Here is a 23,172-nt window from a genome sequence, read left to right on the forward strand (position 1 = left end):
AGAGTCCAAGCGAGTCACCTATGTCACACTTCATCGACCGGCGTCTGAATGGCAAGAACAAGAGCGCGGTCAACCGTCAGCGCTTCCTCAAGCGTTACAAGACCCAGCTCAAGCGGGCCGTGGCCGACGCGGTCGACAAGCGCAGCATCACCGACATGGATTCCGGCGAGCAGGTCGGCATCCCGTCGCGCGACATCTCGGAGCCGGTGTTCCATCACGGCCAGGGCGGGGTGCGCGATAGGGTGCACCCCGGCAACAAGCAGTTCGAGTCGGGCGACCGCATCCGCCGGCCCGAGGGCGGGGAGGGCGGCGGTGGGTCGGGCCGGGCGAGCAAGGATGGTCAGGGCGAGGATGAATTCGTCTTCGAGCTCTCGCGTGAAGAGTTCATGGATCTGCTGTTTGAGGATCTGGAACTGCCCAATCTGGTGCGCAACCAGCTCATCGGCACCACTGAGTTCAAGACAGTGCGCGCCGGCTATGCGACTCAGGGCGCGCCGACCAACATCGACGTGGTGCGCTCACTCAAGGGCGCGGTCGCCCGGCGGACTGCCCTCGGTGCACCCTCGCGCGCCCGTATCCGCGAGCTGGAAGAGGAGATCGCGCGTCTGCTCGCGAGCGGGGTTCAGGAGACCGACCCGCACATCGGCGAACGGCGCGCCGAGATCGACCGGCTCAAGACCCGGATCGCCGCGCTGCCCTTCATCGACACCTTCGATCTGCGCTATCAGAGCTTCGTCAAGCAGCCCGAGCCGACCAGTCAGGCCGTGATGCTCTGCCTCATGGACGTCTCCGGCTCCATGGATCAGGAGCGCAAGAGTCTCGCCAAACGCTTCTTCATCCTGCTGTATCTGTTTCTGAAGCGCAATTACGACCGGATCGAGGTGGTCTTCATCCGCCATCACACCATCGCTCAGGAAGTCGACGAAGAGGACTTCTTCTACTCGCGCGAGACCGGTGGCACCGTGGTCTCAAGCGCGCTCAATCTGGCCTATGAGGTGGTCAAGGAGCGCTACGACCCGAGCGTCTGGAACATCTATACCGCTCAGGCCTCGGACGGCGACAACTGGGATTCGGACTCCAGCCTCTGCCGTGATCTGCTGATCGAGAAGCTACTGCCGCTGATGCGCTATTACGCCTATGTCGAAATCACGCCGCGTCAGCATCAGAGCCTCTGGTATGCCTATGAGGAAGTGATGGCGGCGCATCCGCACTTCGCGATGCAGGAAATCGACGGTGCTGAGGACATCTATCCCGTCTTTCGCGAGTTGTTCAAGAGGCAGTCTGCATGAGCACACGACTCATCACGGATTCATCCGAGTGGTCCTTTCCGCTCCTGGAACGGTTCGACCAGGAGCTCGGCCGGCTGGCCCATGATGTCTACGGGCTCGACACCTATGCCAATCAGATCGAGGTCATCAGCTCCGAGCAGATGATCGACGCCTATTCCTCGGTCGGATTGCCGATCTACTACCAGCACTGGTCGTTCGGCAAGCAGTTCGTCGCCACCGAGCAGACCTATCGGCGCGGTCAGATGGGTCTGGCCTATGAGATCGTCATCAACTCCGATCCCTGCATCGCCTATCTGATGGAGGAAAACAGCCTGCCGATGCAGGCGCTGGTGATTGCGCACGCCTGTTATGGGCACAACAGCTTTTTCAAGGGCAACTATCTGTTCCGCACCTGGACCAGCGCCGATGCCATCATCGACTATCTGGTCTTCGCCCGGAAGTACATCGCCCAGTGCGAGGAGCGCTACGGTCATGACGAGGTCGAGCTGCTGCTCGATTCCTGTCATGCCCTGATGAACCACGGCGTCGACCGCTACAAGCGTCCGTCGCCGCTGTCGATGGCCGAGGAACAGCGCCGCCAGCGCGAGCGCGCGGACTATATTCAATCGCAGATCAACGACCTCTGGCGAACCCTGCCGACCGCCGCCGAGCACGACGCGGCGCAGCGCGAGGAACGCTGGCCCGAGGAGCCGCAGGAGAACATCCTCTATTTCATCGAGAAGAACGCGCCGCTCCTCGAACCCTGGCAGCGCGAGATCGTGCGCATCGTGCGGCGGATCGGACAGTATTTCTATCCGCAGCGCCAGACGCAGGTCATGAACGAAGGTTGGGCCTGTGTAACCGGTGATACGCTGATCGTCACGGATCAGGGGCTGATGCCTGCCCAGGAACTCGTCGAGTCGCGTTTTTCAGGGCATGTCGAGGATGGCAATCGCGTGGTCAACTGGTTCTCGCATCCCAGCAAGCCGCGTGTCCGACTTCGTACCCGGCATGGTTATAAATTGCATGGCGGTGCGGATCATCGAATCCTCGTCAAAGGACAGTGGGTCGAGTTGCAGGATCTCAAGGTGGGCGACGTTGTTGAGGTTCAGCGTGGACACGGTGTCTTTGCCTCCAATGAGGCCGCCATCGACTATGACCTGAAGGTGCGGCCTCGCGTAGCTGAGGTGTGCCGTCGGCATGGCGTTTCGACGAGCACCTATTCCAAATGGCGTTGCTCGGTACCAACCCTGTCCGTTGCCGCCGGGACGCGCGTCCGCCTACAGGAATGCCACGATGAATGGACGGCAGCCTGCGCCGACCCCGACCTTCCATGGTCGCTGCTCGGTCCCGAGGATCTGCCCCGGCGCCCAGACACCCTGGGGCCTGATTTGGCCGAGGTGCTGGGGCAAGTGACCGGCGATGGATTCGTCGACGATAGCCGTGTGAATCTGACGTCACAGGATCCGGAGTTGCTGGAGTTTTTCGAGCAAACGATCTTTGCCGAATTTGGTGTGAAGGCATCGCGCCGACCGGATCGCAACCACTTCAATTCAACGGTCTATAGCGCCGTTCTGGCGCGGTTATTCAAGCAGACTTTTCAGATCGCGACCGGCTGGGGTGCCGCCGGGCGCAAGCATGTGCCCGAGATCATCCTGAAATCGCCGCGCTCCGTGGTACAGGCATTTCTGCGCGGCCATTTCGATACCGACGGCTGTATCTATGAGCGGGGGCGTCAAGTCATCCTTGTCAGCAAGAGCCGTGACTTGCTGGAGGTCGAGCAACTCCTGTTGCTGAATCTTGGGATCGTCTGTTCTCTGCGGCCCCAGAAAGACGGAACCCATCGACTCACAATCACTGGCGAAGACGTCAAACGCTTTGCAGAGCAGATCGGCTTTCGGCTCTCCTATAAGCGTCAAGCGCTGCAAAACGCACTGGATTCCGTAAAATGGTTCCTCGTCAAAGACGATCTGACGACTATCGAAGCGATTGAGCACGATGAAGGCCCAGTCTATGATTTCAGTGTCGAAGAATCCCACGCCTATAAAGCCTCCTGCTTCATCAACCATAATTGTTTTTGGCACTACAGCCTCATGAACCATCTCTACGACGACGGACTCGTCAGCGATGGCTTCATGATCGAGTTCCTGCAATCGCACACCAGTGTGGTGTTCCAGCCGCCGTTCGATGCGCCCTATTACAGCGGCATCAATCCCTATGCGCTCGGCTTCGCCATGATGCGCGACATCCGCCGCATCTGCGAGTCGCCGACCGACGAGGACCGCTACTGGTTCCCCGACATCGCCGGCAGCGACTGGATCAAGGTGCTCGACTTCGCCATGCGCAACTTCAAGGATGAGAGCTTCATCGCCCAGTTCCTCTCGCCCAACCTGATGCGCGAGTTCCGCCTGTTCGCCATCACCGACGACGATCTGGAGGAACATCTGGAGGTCAAGGCGATCCACGAGGAGAGCGGCTATCGCGCCCTGCGTCAGGCGCTCGCCGAGCAGTACAATCTGGGCACGCGCGAGCCGAACATTCAGGTCTACAATGTCGACCGGCGCGGCGACCGCTCGCTGACCCTGCGTCACTTTGCGCACAATCGCTGTCCGCTGGGCGACTCGGTCGAAGAGATGCTGCGCCACATCCGCCGTCTGTGGGGCTTCACCGTGCGCCTGGAGACGGTCGACGACCGGGGGCGGGCCGAACTCATTGGCGAGGTTTGAGGAACGCATGAACGCATCGCTGCCACTGGTCCTGATGTCCTGGCTGACCCTCATGACGCCCGCGACCGGGCGCGCGAGCGAGCTGCTCGCCCCAACCCTGGAAGCGTTCCGGGAGTCCAGGACACTGGCCATCGACGGCGTGCCGCTGCTCTCCGCGTCCGTGCTCGCCGACTTCTATGTCCAGCGCGGCTACACCCTGGCCTGGTCCAAGCCAGCGCCGATCGAGGCGCTGCTCGAACTCGTCGAGCGCAGCGATGAGGACGGGTTTCAGCCCGAAGACTTCCATGTCGAGCAACTGCGTGCGCTGAGCCGTCCGGGTGCGCTCGCGGCCCTCCAGGGCGCCGCGCGCCTGGCGGCCGACATCCAGCTGAGCGACGCCCTGCTGCGCTACGCCCATCACACCCGCTACGGCAAGCTCGATCCGGTCGCCGTCGATCGCAAGTGGAACGATCGCGCGCCCGTGCCCGCCGAACGCCTGATCGCCGACATGCGCGGTGCGCTGGAGGCTGAGGATCTGGCCGACTTCCTCGACGGGCGCTTCCAGAAACCCTTCTGGTACAGCGATCTCAAGCGTGCTCTGAGTCATTACGCCGGCGCGCGTCATCTCAAGACGCTCGATCCCTTGCCCAGTGGACCGACACTCTCGCTCGGCAGTCGCGGCGAGCGTGTCGCTCAGTTGCGCGCGCGTCTGCTCGTGCTTGGCTATGGTGAGCCGGTGCGATTCGATCCACCGCAGACACCCGAGACGTTCGATGCGGTCTTGAGCGAGTCGGTGCGTGCCTTTCAGCGCGGTCGCGGTTTGAGCGCCGATGGTGCGGTCGGTCCGCAAACGCTTGCGGCGATCAATAATCCCTTCGATGCGGCCCGGATCGAGTGCATTCGTATCAATCTGGAGCGCATGCGCTGGCTCTATGAGGATCTACCCGCCGACTATGTCTTCGTCGACGTCGCCGACTACCAGGTCCATCTGGTGCGCGGACGCGAGATCACCTGGAGCACGCGCGTCATCGTCGGCAAGGAGGACGCGCAGACGCCAATGTTCCGCGACACGCTCGATCATCTGGTGCTCAATCCGACCTGGACCATGCCGGTCTCGATCCAAAAGAAGCTCGGCAATGTCTCGGCCAAATACACGCTGGTCGATCGGCGTACCGGCCAACGGGTCAGGGGTGGCAATGCCGCAAACTACAGACGCTATCGCGTGGTCCAGCCACCGGGGCCGGACAATGCGCTCGGACGGGTGAAGTTCATGTTCCCCAACCGCCATGCGGTCTATATGCACGACACACCCAGCAAGTCACTGTTCGGACGTTCGGGTCGCGCCCTCAGTCATGGCTGCGTGCGCGTTCAGAACCCGATGAAGCTCGCCGAGCTGCTGCTGGAGGAGGAGTCGAGCTGGGATCGTGCGCGTATCGATAGCGTCCTCGAAGGGACCAGGACGCGCTATGTCAATCTGTCGGAGCCGTTGCCCGTCCTGCTCTATTACCTGACGGCGCGCGCCGATGCCGATGGCAACCTTCGTTTGCGCCGTGACGTCTATGAACGCGATCCATCAGTGGCCGAGATGCTCGACCGGCCCGTGCAGCGCACGCGGATTGCGTCGTATCCGTTCCTGCCACTCGAAACACCAGCACCAGATCAGGCGTTGGAATCCGGTGTACGCCTGACGCGCTCGGATGCCGGTGAACGCTAGCCGCAACGCCCTGGATCAGGCCTGCAACCCCCGATCGTGCTTGACTGAAAACGGCGCCATTATTAGAAAGCACAATAGATAGACGTGCTAAATCATTGCTTGGTTTAGCCAAATTAAACTTGCCTCCCATGTGTCCTGGCGGTTAGGATCTCGCCGCAAACGAGTATCCGAAGGGTTCTTGCTCAAGCGCCCAAACACCAAACGACACGCGGAGGAAGCGTTTTGGTCAACCGACGCAACTGGCTATCATCCCTGACTCTAGCCTTTTCGCTCTTACCCATGACTCTGGCCCAAGCAGCCGTCACCGATGGCGTGGCCTCCTACTACGGAGATCGCTTCAATGGCCGCCGCACCGCCAGCGGCGAGCGTTTCAATATGCACGAGCTGACAGCAGCGCATCGCACGCTGGAGTTCGGCACCCGGGTGCTGGTGACCAACAAGGCCAATGGTCGCTCGGTCGAGGTCACCATCAATGATCGCGGTCCCTATATCCGTGGCCGCTCGATCGATCTCTCCAAGGAAGCCGCCCGTGAACTGGGCATGCTTGGCCGTGGCGTGGCTCCGGTCGAACTCAAGATTCTGGGCAAGGAGGAGGACACGGCGCCGTCCGTATCCAGGGATCTGGCTGTGGCTCAGGCTCAGCGTCTCATCATCGATCTTTTCTAAGGCCGCGCCCATACAACTTGGCTTGGTCTGCTGATCGAGTCCTGTTGTTCGGGCGGTGCCCACACTGAATCGAACGCGTTCATGCTCCTTGTGCCCGCACGGCCCAAGGGGCTTTTTCGTTGTACTGACAGCACCTAGACGATGATCTATTACGATGTTTTCAATGGCGATGCCGATGGCCTGTGCGCCTTGCATCAACTGCGGTTGATCGAGCCGCGCGACAGTCAGCTCATCACCGGCCCGAAACGCGAGATCGATCTGCTCGGGCGCGTGCCGCTCGACGGTGTCGCGGGCGTGACGGTTCTGGATATCTCGATGGAGAAAAATGCCGCCGCGCTAGAGCGGCTGCTGGAATCCGGTGTCCAGGTCAGCTATTTCGATCATCACTTTCCGGGTGAGATTCCAAACCATCCCGGTCTCCAGGCGCACCTGGACACGCGGCCGGATGTCTGCACCAGTCTGCTGGTCGATGCCTATCTCGAAGGACGTGCGCGCGCCTGGGCTGTGGTCGGCGCTTTCGGCGACAATCTCGACCATTCGGCGCGGCGCGCGGCTGAGTCGCTGAATCTGGACCCGAGCACGCTCGATGACTTGCGCGAGCTGGGAATCTGTCTCAACTACAACGGCTATGGTCCGAGCATCGAGGATCTGCACTTCGCGCCCGATGATCTTTATCGGCGTCTGCAACCCTATGCTGATCCGCGTGACTTCATCGCCGGGGACGCCGCTTGCGCGCGGTTACGCGATGGCTATGCTGACGACATGGCGCGTGCGCGGGCGCTGGTGGCCGAATACGACGACGCCCGGCATCGTCTGTTCATCCTGCCGGCTGAACCCTGGGCGCGACGTGCAAGCGGCGTCTACGCCAATGAACTGGCCCAGCAGGCGCCCGAAAAAGCGCATGCCATCCTGACGTGTCTGAGTACGGGCGGCTTCCTGGTCAGTGTGCGCGCGCCCCTGAGCCGGCTCGAAGGCGCCGATACGCTCTGCCGCCAGTTTGCGACCGGCGGCGGACGCAAGGGCGCGGCCGGCATCAATCAGCTCCCGGAAGCGGATTACGATCGCTTTCTCGACGCCTTCCGCGCGGCCTGGGCTTAGTGCTCTGAGAGGTTGAAGCTTCGGCGCCAGCGGTCGGCTGGCTGGCGCCTGGCCGATTGGCTTACTTGGCCGGGGCTGGCTCGACCTTCCACGGCTGGATGGCCACTGCCGAGACGCTGTTCTTGGGCGAGCCTTCGATGATCCGGTCGCTGTAGCTCAGATAGACGAGCGCGTTGCGCGGTCCGTCGTAGAAGCGCACCACCTGGAGGCTCTTGAACAGCAGTGAGGTGCGTTTCTTGAACACCTGCTCGCCGTTGCGCTTGCCCGCGCGGACATCATCAGGCAAGGCCACGGGACCGACCTGGGTGCAGTCGATCGAGGCGTCGGAGGTGTCCTCGGCCACGCCGACCGCTCCCGAAACACCGCCAGTCTTGGCCCGGCTCAGATAGCAGACCACGCCGGGGATATCCTCGTCCTGAAAGACCTCGACGACGATCTTGTCGTTAGGTCCCATCCATTTGAACTTGGTCGAGACGCTGCCGATTTCTTCGGCGAGGGCGTTGCTCGATAGAGCGCCGATCAGCAGCGGCAGTATCAGTGCGCGTCGCATGATGTGTTCTCCGTGTGTTGTGGGTGTCTTCAGGCGCCGGCACCAAACAGCCGAACATGCTCGCTGTGACTGCGCGTGAGGGCGTCTTCCATCGAGACACCGAGGAACCAGTTGCCGGTCAGGGCCAGCCGCGTGCCGGCGAGTGCGGCATCCAGTTGTTCGACTAACTGGAAATGGCCATGACGCAACGCGGGCAGACGGTTGTGAACATAGACCTGAGCGGCGATACGCTCTGGCGCCGCACCCAGCGCCTGACAGGCGCGGCGTACCTGAGCATCGGCATCGAGCGTACCGGGACGGAAGTGGAAGGCAAAGCCGCGATACTGCGCATCCGGCAGGAAGTCGCGCGAAACGGCTGAATAGAAGGCGTCCTCGACGGCGATCAGACCGGCGATCGGCGGCAGATCCAGATCGGTCTGACGGAAGACCAGAACCAGGGTCTCGATCTCGGCCATGCCGATGCCGGCGACCAGTGTGCGTGCGGTTTCAAACGCGGACTCGGCGGGTAGCAGTGTGGCCGCGACATCAGGCGGCACCGCCAGTGTCAGATGGGCGGTGCTGATCGCGGTGCCATCCTGGAGCCGGACGCGGAACCCCTCGCCCTCGGATTCAAGGCGCTCGATCTGTTGCCCGGTGCGCACATCGAGCGTCTTCTGAGCGGCGATGGCCGTCGGGATGGCCTCAATGCCCTCGGCGAAGGTGAAGGCTTTGATGACGTCCTTGCGGCGCGGTTTACGCCGAAACAGTGCCTCAGCCGGATAATCATCGGCAGGCTGACAGATGACGGCCTGAAACGCATGCTGGAGCAGATCTTGATAGTTGCGCTGACCGAGGACGGCGCCATAGTAGTCGCGCACGCTGCGACCGTCCTTGGGTTCCTTGAACAGCTTGGGGATCGAGCGCGCGGCCTCGAACAGATGCAGGGCCGAGAGGATGGAACGGCGCTTGCCGTCCTTCCAGAGCTTATAGCCGACCTTGAGCTTGGGCTGAACCTGGCGGGTCAGATCCAGATCGTCGAGGATTGACAGCATGTGACCATAGCTGTTGAAGCAGGTGTGTCCGCCGGCCTCGGTCCAGAAACCGTCGAGCGCGGCGAAGGATGGGCTGTTGATACAGCCGCCGACGCGGTCGCTGGATTCGAGCACCAGTGTGCTCAGGCCGCGACGGGCGGAAAAGTGCGCGGCGCCCAGTCCGCTGATGCCGGCGCCGATGACGATGTGGTCGAAGTCTGTACTCATGAGGCGGGATTCTGTCCAGTCGGGTCGTTGTCATCCGGGGTCGGCTCGATCTCATCGAGACTGAGATGACTGATGTCGGGGATGTGTATGTTCTTGGGCTTCTGCTCGCAGTCGGCCAGACTCCAGTCCGCGCCGCCGACCAGGCTCAGCTGGCTGAGATCAAGGTCGGGCATCTTAACCCTGGGTGGCGCTTCGAGGAACTCGAAGCCAGACTCGGCGGTGAGAGTTGATGGTGCCTGCGGCGCCGCCGTGTCGACCTTGGCGTCAGCCGTTGGCTCGGACGCCGCGCGCGTGACGGCAGGCTCCGGGGCAATCGCTGGCGACGACACGGCGGGAGACGGTGGTGGGGGCTGGGGCGTCGCGGCTGGTTCGGTCGCTTCGAGCGCCCGGAGCGTGACGATGGCGCCGGCCTCCTCGAAGACGCGCTTGTAGCGAGCGGCGGTGGCCAGGTCTGCGTCGCGCTTGACCAACACGGGCTTGCCAGTGAAGAGACGCTCGACGCCGGCGGTGTCGAGTTTGAACGCCGTGCCCAGGCGTTCGCGTGCGTGCTGTGGGTCGGCGTCCGGTTTGAGCGTGCCGTCGAACAGGATATCGAATCGCGCCTCGGACATGGTGTCACCCCCTCGATGAATCGTCCGGCCCGGTCGCCGGTGGCAAACGGGCCGCGAGATCGACCAAGCGCTTGGTCAATCGTGCAGCGGCTTGGACAGCGTGAAGGCGCCGCGGATGTCGCCGATCTTGAAGCCGCGCGCCTGGTCATTCGGATAGTACTCATCGAGCGCCTGCGCGACCGGCTCGCTGATCGCCTCGCCATGACAGGCCAGACAGACTTCACCCGTGGGGATAGCCTTCATGAAACGGAACGTCCGTCCCTGATCGTCCTCGATCACCTCGGCCTGGCTCAGGGTGTCGGCGGGCTGGCCGTCGGCCAGACGGGTCTCGAAGGATTCGAGCACCTGGGTCTCCCAAACGTCCGGCGTTCCAAGTGTCGTGTTGCGTGCCTTGAGACTAACGCGCCCGACGGACCAGCCGCTGGACTCGGACAGCTCGGCGGCGATGACTGGTGCGTGCTCCTTGCAGACGGCAACCGCCTCGACCGGACCGCCGGTCTGGATCGCGGCCTTGAGTTCGGACTGCAACTGTCCGGCGAACTGCTTGATGAGTCCCTTGGCTTGCTCGGTCATGGGATCGTCGCTGGACGCCTGAGCCGACGTCAGGCTCATCAGCAGGCACAGGCCGGTGGCGGTCAGGATGGGGCGTACGATGGGTTGCATGTGTATCGTCCTCTCGTCTGTGATCACGCGATGCTGAGGTTTAGGATCGGCCATGAGTGTGCCAGGATCAAGCCTCGTCGTCTTTGATGGATCTCTCCTCAGGCCAGCGCCTCCCGATGTGCGAGATCCTGCTCGCGCTGGATCACGCGCCGTTCGTAGCTGGCCTGATTCTTGGTGGCAACCAGGGTGTAGGGCCGTCCGCGCTGGTCGGTCGTCAGATTCAGATCGGAGCCACTGTAGCGAACTGAGTTGGTGACATGATCGCGCGCCTGCTGCGCCGCCTTGAACTGCCAGACCGCCTCGGTCGGCGAGACGAGAAAGGCGGTCAACTTGCGGCAGTCAGCGCAGGTACAGCTGATCCGGGCCTCGCGCTGCCAGTCTGCCGGCGGGGCCAGTGGCTCGGCGATGCGCTGGTCGAGATGATCGAGCACATGCCGACGCAGGGCGGCGAAGGCGGGCGCCTCCTCGCCGGGAGCCGCCGCGCGCAGGATCAGGGCCGCCGGCAGGAGGATCGCGTCGACCGGATAGACTGACGGGTAGGCAAGCAGATGCGCGAGCGCCTGGCCGGCCAGGTCGGAATCGATGCGCTCGAGCGCCGTCAGTGCATGGGCTACCAGCTCGGGTGTGGGCGGTTCGACCTGAGGGGCCGTGAAACTGTAGGACGCCGTGCGCTCCGTGGGCAGTGCCGCAATCAAGGCCTGAGCGGCTGGCGTCAGCGTGCCGCTCTTGGGATCGAGGCTCGCGCTGCAGCGGGCGAGCAGCTCAGCGCAGGCCGTCGGGCGCAGCGGCGTGTTGTGCTGCACCAGGTCTTTAAGCAGACCGCTGGCCGTGCTGGACGGGAGTTGCTCAAGGATCTGAACGATGGCCGGATTGTCCGCCGGACCATAGGCGCCCTGGGCACAGTGCTTGGCGATGAAGGTCGTCGCGTCCTCAAGGGCGCCGAGTCGCCTGAAGGCATTGAGCAGGGCGACGCCCTGGCCGCTCTTGCTCGCCTGTCGACGGTTCCAGTCTTCGCTTGGCCAGTGGTCGCTAATGCCTTTGGCCAGTTCCAGCGCCTCGGTGTGTCGTGGGTCGTCCGGCGCGCTTCCAGCCGCCTCCCAGTCGGCGGTCAGGCGTTCGAGCACCGGCAGACTGACGTCCAGTCCACCGCTGGCCAGCACTTGGCCGCGATGGGCGCGCGGCCACAGCACCAGGGCGGCGCGCTGATAGAAACGCTCGAAGGAGGCGCCTTCGTTGCCTGTCGCCTCATGGAAGTTCGGCTCCACGTCTTCGAGATCGTCGAAGGCGCCGGGCGGACTGATCTCGGCTTCGTCGAACGGCAGATTGCCCATGGTGGTCGCGGTGCCGTCGGGCAGGTGCCAGTCATGGATCCGTTTCCAGCCATCGGTGACCTCGCCGATCTCGTAGTCCGGATTCCTCCAGTGACCGCCGGTCTCTTCCGCCCAGCCGCTCTCCTCAATGCTGACCAGGGCGAGATAGAGGTCGCAATCGGCCTCTCGCGCCGCGTCCACCATCACCTGGGCGACGGCGGCATCGGCGCCCTTGAGACGCTCGAAGCCCAGTTCGGCCTGGGTATAGGCGTGTTCGAGCGGATAGAGGAGTTTGAGCGGTGCTTCGGCCTCTTCACCTTGACCCCAGGCGCGCAGCCGCGAGACCAGGTGCTGTTGCTCGGGCGTGTAGTCGGGCGGCTGAGGTACGTCGCTCGCGCCGGTGCGCACCAGGTTGTAGGTCAGGGCCAGCCGATAGCCGGCGACGACCGGGAGCACTTCGTGGCGGCAGTCGGCATAGAAGGCGGCATAGGCGACCTCGGACGGCTCATCGCGCCTCAGATCGAGCCGTACCTCGGCGTCGCGATGACGCACGATCAGCTCGCCGCCGCTGAACTCGCACGGCAGGATGATGACCAGGGTGGCGAACATCCCTGGCGCTTTTTCGGTGTCGCGATGAGTGACGAAGAAGCTGCCGGTGTCGTAGACCAGCAGTTTGTAGAGCTGGGCCTCGATCTCGCCGGCGACCCCGAGATCCTGCCGGACGCGCGCGACGATCTCGCGCAGGTCCTCCTCCCAGCGACGCCCGCCGAGCTGTACCCGTGAGGCATCCAGTTGCCAGGTTCGGCGCACATCTGTATCGAGCAGGGTGTCGCTGCCGCGGCCATAGGGTGCGGGTTCGGCCAGGGCGACGAGCTGTTCGGCCTGCACCGGCAGCAGGGGCAGGGCGATCGAGCCGAGTCCTTCGACCTCCAGGCGTGGCGGATGGATGTCCAGGGTTCCGGTCGCATAGAAGGTTCCGGGGCGTTGGACGCTGGCGAGCAGATCGGCGATGGTGGTGGTCAGATTCATTTGCGGCACTCCGAACATGGGGGATGCGGGATGAACGGTCGCGATCAGGCCGCGTTCCGAAAGCGGATCGCCAGATCTATGCCGTTGTACGGAAATTCGACCTTGCCGTCGGGCTGCTTGTCGATCAGGCCGCAGTCGGTCAGCGTCTTGGTGTCGCGCGAGAGCGGCTTGATGTCGCGTCCGAGCCGACGGGCCAGCTCACGCATCCCGACCGGGCCTTGTCCGGCCAGTACCTTGAGGATCGCCCAGCGGCGCCCGTTGAGCACTTCCAGTAGCCGCTCCTCGCTGGCGAAGGAGTACCGGCAGCCTTGCGGCTCGCCGCGAAAGGCCGCCTTCATGCTGGCCTTGACCTCTTCGATCGTGGCCACGTCGATGATGAGTGTTTGCATGGCGCCATCTTGATATCACGGGTACCTGCTGTCAATCTGCCAGCACGCTAACCCCATGCCGCACAAACGAAAAAGCCTGCGCAGCGGCGGGTAGCACGACGCCTGGATTCTGGCTGGCGTTGCAGGCCGACTCGCCGCCGGCCTGTTCAAGACGCGTCCCGGCCGAACGCACCGAGGCGTTCAGCCAACGCCCGCGCTGTCGCCCCGTCGCTGTCCGCGACCAACCGCTCAGGCGACCCCTCAGCCACGATTCGTCCGCCACCGGCACCACCTTCAGGACCAAGATCCAGCACCCAATCGGACTCGGCGATCAGATCCAGATTGTGCTCGATGAGCAGCACCGAGTGTCCGGCATCCGCCAACCGATGCAGCACCGCGAGCAGACGCTCGACATCAGCCATGTGCAGCCCGACCGTTGGCTCATCGAGTACATAAAGCGTTGGACGGTTGGTGACGCCATCGGCACCGAGTCGCGCCTTGGCCAGCTCAGTCACCAGCTTGATCCGCTGTGCCTCACCGCCCGACAGGGTCGGACTCGGTTGACCAAGTGTCAAATAGCCCAGACCCACGTCTTGCAGCAGCCGCAACGGATGAGCGATGGCTGGATGGGCGGCGAACACTTCGACCGCCGCGTCGATGCTGAGCGCCAGCACCTGACCGATATCCAGCCCCCGATAGCGGATCTCGCGCGTCTCGCGGTCGAAGCGGCTGCCGCCGCAGACCTCGCAGGTCAGACGCACGTCGGGCAAAAAGCTCATCTCCAGCTTGCGCAGACCCTGGCCCTCGCAGGCCGGGCAGCGTCCGGCGCTGGTGTTGAAGGAAAAGCGTGCTGGCGTCCAGCCGAGTAGTCGTGCCTCGGGCGTGGCGGCGAACAGCTTGCGCACCGCGTCCCAGAAGCCGACATAGGTCGCGGGGCAGGAGCGGGGCGTCTTGCCGATTGGCGTCTGATCAACCTCCAGCACGCGACTGAGCGTCTGCCAGCCATCGAGCGCACGACAGCCGACAAGATCAGCGCGGCGGGCACGGCGCGTCGTCGCGCGACCTCGATCAGCCGTGCGCGCCGAGGCACGGTCGCCGGCCAGGAGCGCGTTCAGACTGCCGACCAGCACCTCGCGCACCAGGGTCGACTTGCCCGAGCCGGACACGCCAGTCACGCACACCAGCCGCCCGAGCGGCAGCCGCACGTCCAGAGCCTGGAGATTGTTGAGGCCGGCACCCCGTATCTGGAGCCAGGTGCTCTGGGCGTCGACCGAACGCGGCGGGCGCGAGCGCTGGCGCGGGCGGCCCAGAAAGCGTCCGGTGATCGACGTTGGGTTGGCGATCAGCTCCGCCGCTGTGCCCTGGGCAACGATGCGACCGCCCTGGACGCCCGCGCCCGGACCCAGATCGATCACATGCTCAGCGCGGCGGATGGTCTCCTCGTCGTGCTCGACCACGATCACCGTGTTGCCCTTGCCCTCCAGCCGGCTCAGGGTCTTGAGCAACAGTTGGTTGTCGCGCGGATGCAGGCCGATGGTCGGCTCGTCGAGCACATAGCAGACGCCGCGCAGATTTGAACCGAGCTGGGCGGCAAGCCGGATGCGCTGGGCCTCGCCGCCCGAGAGCGTTGGCGCGGCGCGGTCGAGCGTCAGATAGCCCAGCCCGACCTCGGCCAGAAACCCGAGCCGCTCGCGCACCTCGCCCAGCAGATCGCGCGCGATGGCCTGCTCGCGGGTGTCGAGCTGGAGTGCATCGAGCCAGACGGCGGCTGTGTCGACGGTCAGCGCCGAGAACGCCGCAATCGAATACTCGCGAAAACGCAGCGCCAGCGCCTCTGGCCGCAGACGCGCGCCCTGGCAGGTCGGGCAGGGGTCGCGGGTCGTGCCGCTCGGCGGGGCCAGCCATTGTGCTTCCTCGCCGGTCTGCTCGGCATCGAATCCGGGCAGTTTCAGACCAGTGCCGAGACAGTCCGGGCACCAGCCGTGCGGTGAGTTGTAGCTCAGGAGCCGTGGGTCCGGCTCGGGGAAGGCACGCCCGCAGGCATGACAGGCGCGCTCGGTGGAGTAGGGCGTCTCGCGACCCCAGACGTCCGCGCCCGATCCATCGGCGACTCGACGTACCACGCGCACCTGCCCCTGACCAAACTCCAGCGCCTGATCGAGCTGCGCACGCAGTTCGGATTCGGTCTCGGGCGTGATCGTGATCGGACCGAGCGGCAGGTCGATGGTGTGCTCGCGGAAGCGGTCGAGCGTCGGCCAGTGCGCCGTCTCGACCGGCTCGCCATCGACGCGCAGGATCGGAAAGCCCAGACGCTCGAACCGTGCGGCCAGATCCTTGTAAAGCCCCTTGCGTGCGATGACCAAGGGGGCCAGTAACATCACCGACTCGCCGGCCTGATCGCGCTGGAGTCGGCTCAGGATCGTTTCGCGCGTCATCGGCTCGATGGGGACGGCGCAATCGGGGCAGTGCTGAACGCCGAGTTTGACGTAGAGCAGACGCAGCGAGTGATGGATCTCAGTCAGGGTGCCGACCGTGCTCTTAGCCCCGCCGCGACTGGTGCGCTGCTCGATGGCCACGGTCGGCGGCAGACCGAGAATGGCATCGACATCGGCGCGCGCCGCCGGCTGGACGAATTGACGCGCATAGGCGTTGAGCGATTCCAGATAGCGGCGCTGGCCCTCGGCGAACAGGATGTCGAAGGCGAGTGTGCTCTTGCCGCTGCCCGAGACGCCGGTGATGACCGTGAGCCGCTCGCGCGGGATCGACAGTGTCAGATCCTTGAGATTGTGCTCACGCGCGTGACGGACCTCGATCGATCCCGCCGCCCCAGACTGAAACGCATAATGGCCCGACCCGTCGCTAATCGCCAATGGTTCGGCGTGGTCCAACGCGCGCTCATCGAGCCGTCGCGCGCAAACGGCGGCCTGCTCAGCGCGATACTGCCGCAGCGCCCGCGCCGTGTGGCTGTCGGGATGCGTGACGACCTGATCCGGCGTCCCTGAGCAGACGAGCGCGCCACCCGCCCCACCACCTTCCGGCCCCAAATCGATCAGCCAGTCGGCAGCGTTGATGACATCCAGGTTGTGCTCGATCACGACCAGCGAATGGCCCTGATCGATCAGATGACGCAAGGCCGTCAGCAGCACCGCGATGTCGGCGAAATGCAGTCCAGTGGTCGGCTCGTCGAGCAGGAACAGTAATCCACCATCGCGGGCCTTGTGACGCGCCGACTTGGCCAAATGCCCGGCGAGCTTGAGCCGTTGCGCCTCGCCGCCTGAGAGCGTCGGCACCGGCTGGCCGAGCCGCAGATAGCCGAGTCCGACCGCGTGCAGCGGTTCCAGCGCGCGGCGCAGTTGTGCGTCGTCAGCAAAAAAGTCGAGCGCCTCGGTGACGGTCATCTCCAGCACATCGGCAATCGAGTACAGATTTTCACTGTCCCCGCTGAGGCGCACCTCCAGCAGACTGTCGCGATAGCGCCGCCCATTGCACTCGGGACAGCGCAGATAGACATCGGCCAGGAACTGCATCTCCAGATGCTCGAAGCCGTTGCCGCCACAGGTCGGACAGCGCCCGTTGCCGCTGTTGAAGCTGAAACTGCCGGCGGTGTAGCCGCGTTCTTTAGCCAGTGGCGTCTGGGCGAAACGCTTGCGGATGACATCGAACGCGCCGACATAGCTCGCCGGATTGGAGCGCGAAGTGCGCCCGATGCTCGACTGATCGAGTAGCTGCACGTCGCTGATGTGTGCATGGCCCTCGATCGCGTCGTGCGCGCCGGGCGTCTCGTCAGGATGACCCTTGAGCTGACAGAGCGCGCGATAGAGCACTTCATGGACCAGGGTCGATTTGCCCGAACCCGAAACGCCGGTGATGACCACCAGACGGTCGAGCGGAATGGCGACATCCAGATCCTTGAGGTTGTGCGCCCGCACTCCGCGTACCTGAAGCCAGCGTGCGGAGTCGGTTGGCGGCGCCACCGGCTGGCGCGGCGGGGCGACCTGGAGCCGACCGGCCAGATAGTCGCCGGTCAGCGACTCAGGCGCGTCGAGCAGTTCGCGCGGCGTGCCCTGAAAGACGATCCGCCCGCCGTGCTCGCCCGGTCCAGGCCCGATGTCGATGATTCGATCCGCCGCGCGCATCACCTGCGGATCATGCTCGACCACCACCAGCGAGTTACCCCGATCACGCAGGCGGTGCAGGACGGAGACTACGCGGTCCATGTCGCGCGGATGCAGTCCGATGCTCGGCTCGTCGAGGACGAACAGGGTATTGACCAGCGCGGTTCCAAGCGCGGTCGTTAGATTGAGACGCTGCACCTCGCCGCCGGAGAGCGTGCGCGACTGCCGGTCCAGGGTCAGATAGCCGAGTCCGACCTCGCACAGATAGCCGAGCCGGGCGCGGATCTCGCCAAGGAGCTGATCGAGCGCCTGATCCAGCGGACCATCGAGCCGCAGTACCTCGAAGAAGGCGTGACAGCGCCCGAGCGGCAGACACAGCAGATCGTGCAGGTTCAGACCCGGCAGCGCCGCCCAAGCGTCCGCGCTCATCTGGGTGCGTGCATGACGGAAACGGTGCGCCGGTTCCAGCGTCTGCGCGGCCAGCGCCCGATCCCCGAGCCGCCAGTCCAGCGCCGCATCCTTGAGTCGCGCCCCGTGGCAGCTTGGACACCGGTCGTAGCTCCGATAACGCGACAGCAGCACTCGCACATGCATCTTGTAGCTGCGTCCCTCCAGCCAGTCGAAGAATCGGCGCAGTCCATACCAGACGCCCGCTTCCCAGTCGCCGTCGCCCGCGATGATCCAGGCGCGGTCGTCTTCGGTCAGGTCGCGCCAGGGTACATCGGTCGGCAGGCCGCGCTGGTGTGCGAACCGAATCAGATCTTCCTGGATCTCGGCATAGCTGTCGGACTGGATCGGCTTGACCGCCCCTTCGAGCAGCGACTTGGAGGGGTCCGGAACCACCAGCCCCCAGTCGATGCCGATGGTGCGTCCGAAGCCGCGACAGGTCTCGCACGCACCCAGCGGCGAGTTGAACGAGAACAGATTGGGCGTCGGCTCCTGATAGGCGATGTCGCACGGCGCGCAGTGCAGATCGCTCGAAAAGCGTCTGGGTTCGAGTACCGCGCCCTCGGTGTCGAGCGCATGCACCCGCACGCGGCCATGCCCCCGCGCGAGTGCCGTCTCCAGTGCCTCGATGGCGCGACTGCGGTTCTCGGGTGTGAGTCGCAGACGATCCTGGATGACCGCGAGGCACTCCGGTTCCTCACTCAGCAGCCGCACATAGCCCTGTTGCGCCAGCATCGACTTGACCGCGTCAACGCCGAGCGCTTCAGGCACGGCGACGTCGAAGACGATCAGGGCGCGCGGCGGATCAGGCGTCGGCTCAAGCGTGAGCTGGTGCCAGATCGACTCGGGCGTATCGCGTTCGACGGGTTGTCCACAGCCATGACAAAACAGCCGCCCGGCCCGTGCAAACAGCAGCTTCAGATGATCGTTGAGCTCGGTCAGGGTGCCGACCGTCGAGCGCGAGGTACGCACCGGATTGGTCTGATCGATAGCGATTGCCGGCGGAATGCCTTCGATGCGATCGGCCGCCGGGCGGTCCAGCCGGTCGAGGAACTGACGCGCATAGGGCGAGAAGGTCTCGACATAGCGGCGCTGACCCTCGGCATAGAGGGTATCGAAAGCCAGCGAGGATTTGCCTGATCCCGAGACCCCGGTGACGACGATCAGCTCGCCGAGCGGCAGGTCCAGATCCAGGTTTTTGAGGGTGTTCTGGCGGATGCCGCGCAGACGGATGCAATCGGTCACAGGAGGCTCAACTCAGGGCAGATCAAAGGTTCCACGTCAGCCAGAGGCGCCGGCGGGTGCGTGCGTTCCGAGCCGCTGACCGAGCTGGACCACAGCGCCCGGTGCCAGCCCCGGCGCCCATTCAGCGTGACCGGGCGGCAGGAGCAGGATCACGGTCGAACCGAGATTGAAGCGTCCCATTTCCTCGCCACGCGCCAGCCGGATGCACTGCGCGTCGACCTCATAGTCCCAGCGTTTCGGCTCCAGGCCCGAGTGCGGCGGCGTGATCTCGCCGGCCCAGACCGTCTCGATGCCGCCGACGAAGATCGCGCCGACCAGGATCAGCGCCATGGGACCGGCCTCGGTCTCGAAGCGGCAGACCAGACGCTCGTTGCGCGCGAACAGATCGGGCACGCCCGCCGCCGTGACACCATTGACGCTGAAAAGCTGACCGGGGACATGGACCATCTGATCGAGCCGCCCGTTGAGCGGCATGTGGATGCGGTGGTAGTCGCGTGGCGAGAGATAGATGGTCGCGAAGCGCCCACCGTCGAAGGGATGGAGTTCGCCGGGTGCGAGTCCGAGCAGCGACTCAACGCTGTAGTCGTGTCCCTTGGCCTGGATCAGCCGTCCGGCGTCGATGGTTCCGATCTGGCTGATTGCGCCATCGACCGGGCACAGGATGGCCGCCGGATCTGGGTCGAGCGGACGCGCGTCGGGACGCAGGGCGCGGGTGAAGAAGGCGTTGAAGCTCGGATAGGCGTCCAGGTCCGGTTCCTGGGCCAGGCGCATATCGATCTGATAGATTCGCGCGAAGTTGTGGATAATCAGCGTCTTGAGCGGTCGCCACTGGATGCGCGCCAGCCGGTACATGCGCTCGGACAGCCAGCGCTGCGGGATCAGGTGTTGCAGGGCGATGAAGAGCCGGTTGGCGAGGGTGAGTGACATGAAAGCATCCTGTCGGTAAAAAGCACCGTTGAACCACAAAGGTGCAAAGAGCGCAAAGAGTTTTGGGCGGGGCGGCTTGCACCGCCTGAGGATGCCTCAGGAACGGGTTTGGCGCGCCATCAGCGCCTTCACATCTTCAGCCATCGCCCCGAGTGCGAAGATCAGACGAACACCGAGACGATGGCGGTTGGGCAGGAACATGCCGTGCGGGTCTCAAGCCGCTTGATCGAGCGCCATGCGCGCCGCCACGATGGCCGCACCCGCATCGGCCTGATAGCCCATCGCGTCCAATTCGCTGGCCATGGCGCCGAGACAGAGCAGGATGTTGGCCGGACGGCTGCTGTAGCCCATGAGCCCGATGCGCCAGACCTTGCCGGCCAGATCGCCGAGTCCGGCGCCGAGTTCCAGGTTGTAGCGCGACAGCAGCCGCGCGCGCAGGGCGGCCTCGTCGATCCCGGCCGGGACGGCGACGCTGTTGAGCTGGGGCAGGCGCTCGGACTCGGGCACGATCAGTTCCAGACCCAGGGTCTCCAGTCCGGCGCGCAGGGCCAGATGATGCTGGGCGTGACGCTTCCAGGCCGCCTCGATGCCTTCCTCGGCCAGCATCACCAGTGACTCGTGCAGGGCGTAGAGGGCGTTGACCGGGGCGGTGTGGTGATAGCTGCGCTTCTGCTCGCCGCTCCAGTAGCCCATGACCAGATTCAGGTCCAGGAACCAGCTCTGGACCCTGGTCTTGCGGGCGCGGACCCTATCCAGAGCGCGTTCGTTGAAGGTCACGGGGGACAGTCCAGGCACACAGGACAGGCATTTCTGCGAGCCGGAATAGACCGCGTCCAGTCCCCAGGCGTCGACCTCCAGCGGCGAGCCGCCGAGCGCGGTCACGGCATCGACGATGGTCAGGCAGTCGTGGCGGCGAGCGATCTCGGCCAGAGCGCGCGCGTCGGACTGGGCGCCGGTGCTGGTCTCGGCCTGGACGAAGGCGAGCAGGCGGGCGTTGGGATGGTGCTTGAGGGTGTCGGCGACCTGATCGGGATCGACGGCGCGGCCCCAGGTGCCCTGAACGACGATGGGCACGCCGCTGGCGCGTTCGATGTTCTCCTTCATGCGGCCGCCGAAGACGCCGTTGATGCAGACCACGACCTCGTCGCCCGGCTCGACCAGGTTGACGAAACAGGTCTCCATGCCCGCTGAGCCGGGCGCCGAGACCGGCATGGTCAGGGCGTTCTGGGTGCGGAAGGCGGTACGCAGCAGGTCTTTGACCTCGTCCATCATGCCGACGAACGCCGGATCGAGATGGCCGATGGTCGGGCGGGCGAGGGCGGCGAGCACGCGTGGGTGGACGTCGGCCGGGCCTGGGCCCATGAGGGTGCGAACGGGAGGATTGAAAGAGCGAATGGTCATTGGCAGTACCCCAAGAATCGATCAACTGGACGGCGAGTATAAACGCGACCCGCGTGCGACGAGGAGAGGGGGCCTGTTGCGCGCCTTGGTTCTTGAGCGAGCGTGCGATTGAATGCTGTTTTATTCGCGGCGTATAATCACTCGGTACGCAACACCTACCTGCTCAAGTAAGTGCTGCATTGGGGAGCGCTAGTGCTGGCAATTCGACGGCTTTACATCCACAATCCGCAAGCTTAGCGCGTTGAAAAACCACGATAGAGATAGCCCCCCGTTCATGCAACTTAAGAACTATATCAAGAACAATCAAGTGATCCTCGTGGAGGACGGCCTGGCGGTTAAAAAAGCCATTCGGACTCCATTTTTGCTGTTTGCGGAAGCCTGCTGCCGGCATGAGGCTGGCTGTCTAGAGACCCTGGAGCGGTTGGGTTTTGGCGGCGCCCCACGACTCATCAGCTTAGAAGGTAACAGCTTTACCATGGAGAGGGTGTCGGGGAGATCACTGAACGAATTGCGTTTTATCGATGAGCCGCTGTGCCTTCGGATTCTGGAAATGGTCCAGCGGCTTCATTGCCTTGGGTTTGCGCACGGCAATCTCCGAAACTCGAATATATTTATCACAGACAGCAACGAGCCGATGCTGATCGACTTTGAGACATGCTGTCGGCGAGGCGGCCCACTCTTTGCGATCGCTAAGTTCAACGACCAAGTACGGCAGCACTTGCTATGGCACTCTGATTTTGTCGTGCCTCATGATAGGCGAGCAAAAAAACTGTTTCCGGTGCATATCACGGTGGCTATGTTTTTCATCACGCCGATCAATCGATTTGTGGCCGCCCTGAAGGCGATAAAGAAATCCGTTAAGAAGCGGATCAGGCTGGTGCGAAAGGATTTAGCCGAACGCGGATCACTATCGTCGAAACAAACTGCGGATTAAAATTCCAAGAATATTCAGCCTATTGGTCAAGACCTGCGTTCATGCGTAGGACTGCGACTACGCTTTTTTTAACCAGAGCCGTACCATATCCATCAATGAAACACACTTACTATATCAGACAAAGTTACCTGTTTTGTCTGTATCGCAACTACATGTACGACTTTCAGCAGTATCTTGCTGGCAGAAATGTGTTGGAAGCAGGTCCAAATAAGGGCATGTTGTTCGAGAAATACTACCCGCTGACGAAAAAATACACTTTACTCGAACCCAATGAACACTTCGAGAAAAACTATATCAAGCTGCAGCAGCGTCATCCGAATCTGCACTACGAGATAGGTACTTTCGAGACATTTGAACCAGCGGAGCGTTTCGATACCATCGTCATGATGGCGGTGATCGCGCATATCAGGTCAAAACCCGATGAGATATTCGCAAAGATCAATGACATGCTGAATCCGCAAGGCTTTCTTATTATCGAGACGAACAACACCAAGCGGAACCTGAGGGTGATGGCGCTGTGTGAAGAAAATTATGAGTTGGTCGAGGCGAAAACATCCTACAACGGCATCATAAAATGGCTGAAGATCGACTACAGAGACGTCATGGTGTATCGCAAGCCGTGAGCCGTGCGAGAACGCGCGACAGGAAGCCTAGGGCAAGGACACGAGGCGTTTAACGGACGAAATCTAGCACAACCGCCGTGGACGGGGCGAGTGACACGGGATGAGGCAGCTATGACGCCGGCGTATGTGCTTTCAAGGCGACGCCGCTCGCTATTGGACTTTGGACAAAAACACGCTCCTTCCCAGTGCCCAGTAGGCCTTCTTGAAACTTTTCGTGGTATGCATCCGATCAAGCCGTCGCGGTGAGCCTCGGTTGGCGC

Annotated in this window: 16 protein-coding genes; 7 read left to right on the forward strand and 9 right to left on the reverse strand. The window is 63.5% G+C overall.

The genetic code is table 11. The features are described from left to right. Positions 1-20 precede the first annotated feature (20 nt). From GJ668_RS04920 to GJ668_RS04945, 5 genes are all read left to right on the forward strand, one after another. Positions 21-1,289 carry a YeaH/YhbH family protein gene (locus tag GJ668_RS04920; protein ID WP_155449003.1) on the forward strand — a complete coding sequence of 423 codons (1,269 nt, stop codon included), beginning with the start codon at positions 21-23 and terminating at the stop codon, positions 1,287-1,289. Further along, a complete protein-coding gene (locus GJ668_RS20500; RefSeq protein WP_186342894.1) occupies positions 1,286-3,994 on the forward strand; it encodes a SpoVR family protein in 2,709 nt (902 codons plus the stop codon). The genes GJ668_RS04920 and GJ668_RS20500 overlap by 4 nt, the downstream gene beginning before the upstream one ends. A gap of 7 nt (positions 3,995-4,001) precedes the next feature. Further along, the gene (locus GJ668_RS04935) at positions 4,002-5,687 is read left to right on the forward strand and encodes a L,D-transpeptidase family protein (protein WP_155449004.1); all 1,686 of its coding nucleotides are present in this window, start codon (positions 4,002-4,004) and stop codon (positions 5,685-5,687) included. A 279-nt stretch (positions 5,688-5,966) separates the two neighbouring features. Next, positions 5,967-6,353: a septal ring lytic transglycosylase RlpA family protein gene (locus tag GJ668_RS04940; protein ID WP_155449005.1), complete on the forward strand. Its 387-nt coding sequence runs from the start codon at positions 5,967-5,969 to the stop codon at positions 6,351-6,353. Positions 6,354-6,494: 141 nt separating this feature from the next. After that, the gene (locus tag GJ668_RS04945) at positions 6,495-7,451 is read left to right on the forward strand and encodes an acetyltransferase (protein WP_155449006.1); all 957 of its coding nucleotides are present in this window, start codon (positions 6,495-6,497) and stop codon (positions 7,449-7,451) included. A gap of 61 nt (positions 7,452-7,512) precedes the next feature. On the opposite strand, the gene GJ668_RS04950 is transcribed toward GJ668_RS04945, so the two are convergent. From GJ668_RS04950 to GJ668_RS04990, 9 genes are all read right to left on the reverse strand, one after another. After that, positions 7,513-8,001 (reverse strand): CreA family protein, encoded by a 489-nt coding sequence (locus GJ668_RS04950; RefSeq protein ID WP_155449007.1) that lies wholly within the window; start codon positions 7,999-8,001, stop codon positions 7,513-7,515. Positions 8,002-8,030: 29 nt separating this feature from the next. Further along, positions 8,031-9,239 (reverse strand): protoporphyrinogen/coproporphyrinogen oxidase, encoded by a 1,209-nt coding sequence (locus GJ668_RS04955; protein ID WP_155449008.1) that lies wholly within the window; start codon positions 9,237-9,239, stop codon positions 8,031-8,033. Next, the gene (locus GJ668_RS04960) at positions 9,236-9,850 is read right to left on the reverse strand and encodes a hypothetical protein (protein WP_155449009.1); all 615 of its coding nucleotides are present in this window, start codon (positions 9,848-9,850) and stop codon (positions 9,236-9,238) included. The genes GJ668_RS04955 and GJ668_RS04960 overlap by 4 nt, the downstream gene beginning before the upstream one ends. Positions 9,851-9,925: 75 nt before the next feature. Further along, positions 9,926-10,513, reverse strand: a complete 588-nt coding sequence (locus GJ668_RS04965; protein WP_155449010.1) for a Tll0287-like domain-containing protein — start codon at positions 10,511-10,513, stop codon at positions 9,926-9,928. A 98-nt stretch (positions 10,514-10,611) separates the two neighbouring features. Then, the gene (locus GJ668_RS04970; protein WP_186342895.1) at positions 10,612-12,852 is read right to left on the reverse strand and encodes a 2OG-Fe(II) oxygenase; all 2,241 of its coding nucleotides are present in this window, start codon (positions 12,850-12,852) and stop codon (positions 10,612-10,614) included. Positions 12,853-12,896: 44 nt separating this feature from the next. After that, a complete protein-coding gene (locus GJ668_RS04975) occupies positions 12,897-13,241 on the reverse strand; it encodes an HVO_A0114 family putative DNA-binding protein (protein WP_155449012.1) in 345 nt (114 codons plus the stop codon). Positions 13,242-13,387: 146 nt separating this feature from the next. After that, on the reverse strand, positions 13,388-19,027 hold the full coding sequence (gene uvrA, locus GJ668_RS04980) for an excinuclease ABC subunit UvrA (protein WP_186342896.1): 5,640 nt from the start codon (positions 19,025-19,027) through the stop codon (positions 13,388-13,390). A gap of 36 nt (positions 19,028-19,063) precedes the next feature. After that, the gene (gene asd, locus GJ668_RS04985) at positions 19,064-19,954 is read right to left on the reverse strand and encodes an archaetidylserine decarboxylase (protein WP_155449013.1); all 891 of its coding nucleotides are present in this window, start codon (positions 19,952-19,954) and stop codon (positions 19,064-19,066) included. Between the two features lie 213 nt (positions 19,955-20,167). Next, the gene (locus tag GJ668_RS04990) at positions 20,168-21,355 is read right to left on the reverse strand and encodes a pyridoxal-phosphate-dependent aminotransferase family protein (RefSeq protein ID WP_155449014.1); all 1,188 of its coding nucleotides are present in this window, start codon (positions 21,353-21,355) and stop codon (positions 20,168-20,170) included. A gap of 274 nt (positions 21,356-21,629) precedes the next feature. Between GJ668_RS04990 and GJ668_RS04995 the strand changes: the two genes are divergently transcribed. Beyond that, complete coding sequence (locus GJ668_RS04995) at positions 21,630-22,289, forward strand: RIO1 family regulatory kinase/ATPase domain-containing protein (protein WP_155449015.1); 660 nt, start codon at positions 21,630-21,632, stop codon at positions 22,287-22,289. A 152-nt stretch (positions 22,290-22,441) separates the two neighbouring features. Continuing rightward, a complete protein-coding gene (locus GJ668_RS05000) occupies positions 22,442-22,912 on the forward strand; it encodes a class I SAM-dependent methyltransferase (protein WP_186342897.1) in 471 nt (156 codons plus the stop codon). The last annotated feature ends 260 nt before the right edge of the window (positions 22,913-23,172 follow it).

It is taken from the genome of Allochromatium palmeri, from assembly GCF_009720725.1.
Taxonomy (GTDB): Bacteria; Pseudomonadota; Gammaproteobacteria; order Chromatiales; family Chromatiaceae; genus Thermochromatium; species Thermochromatium palmeri.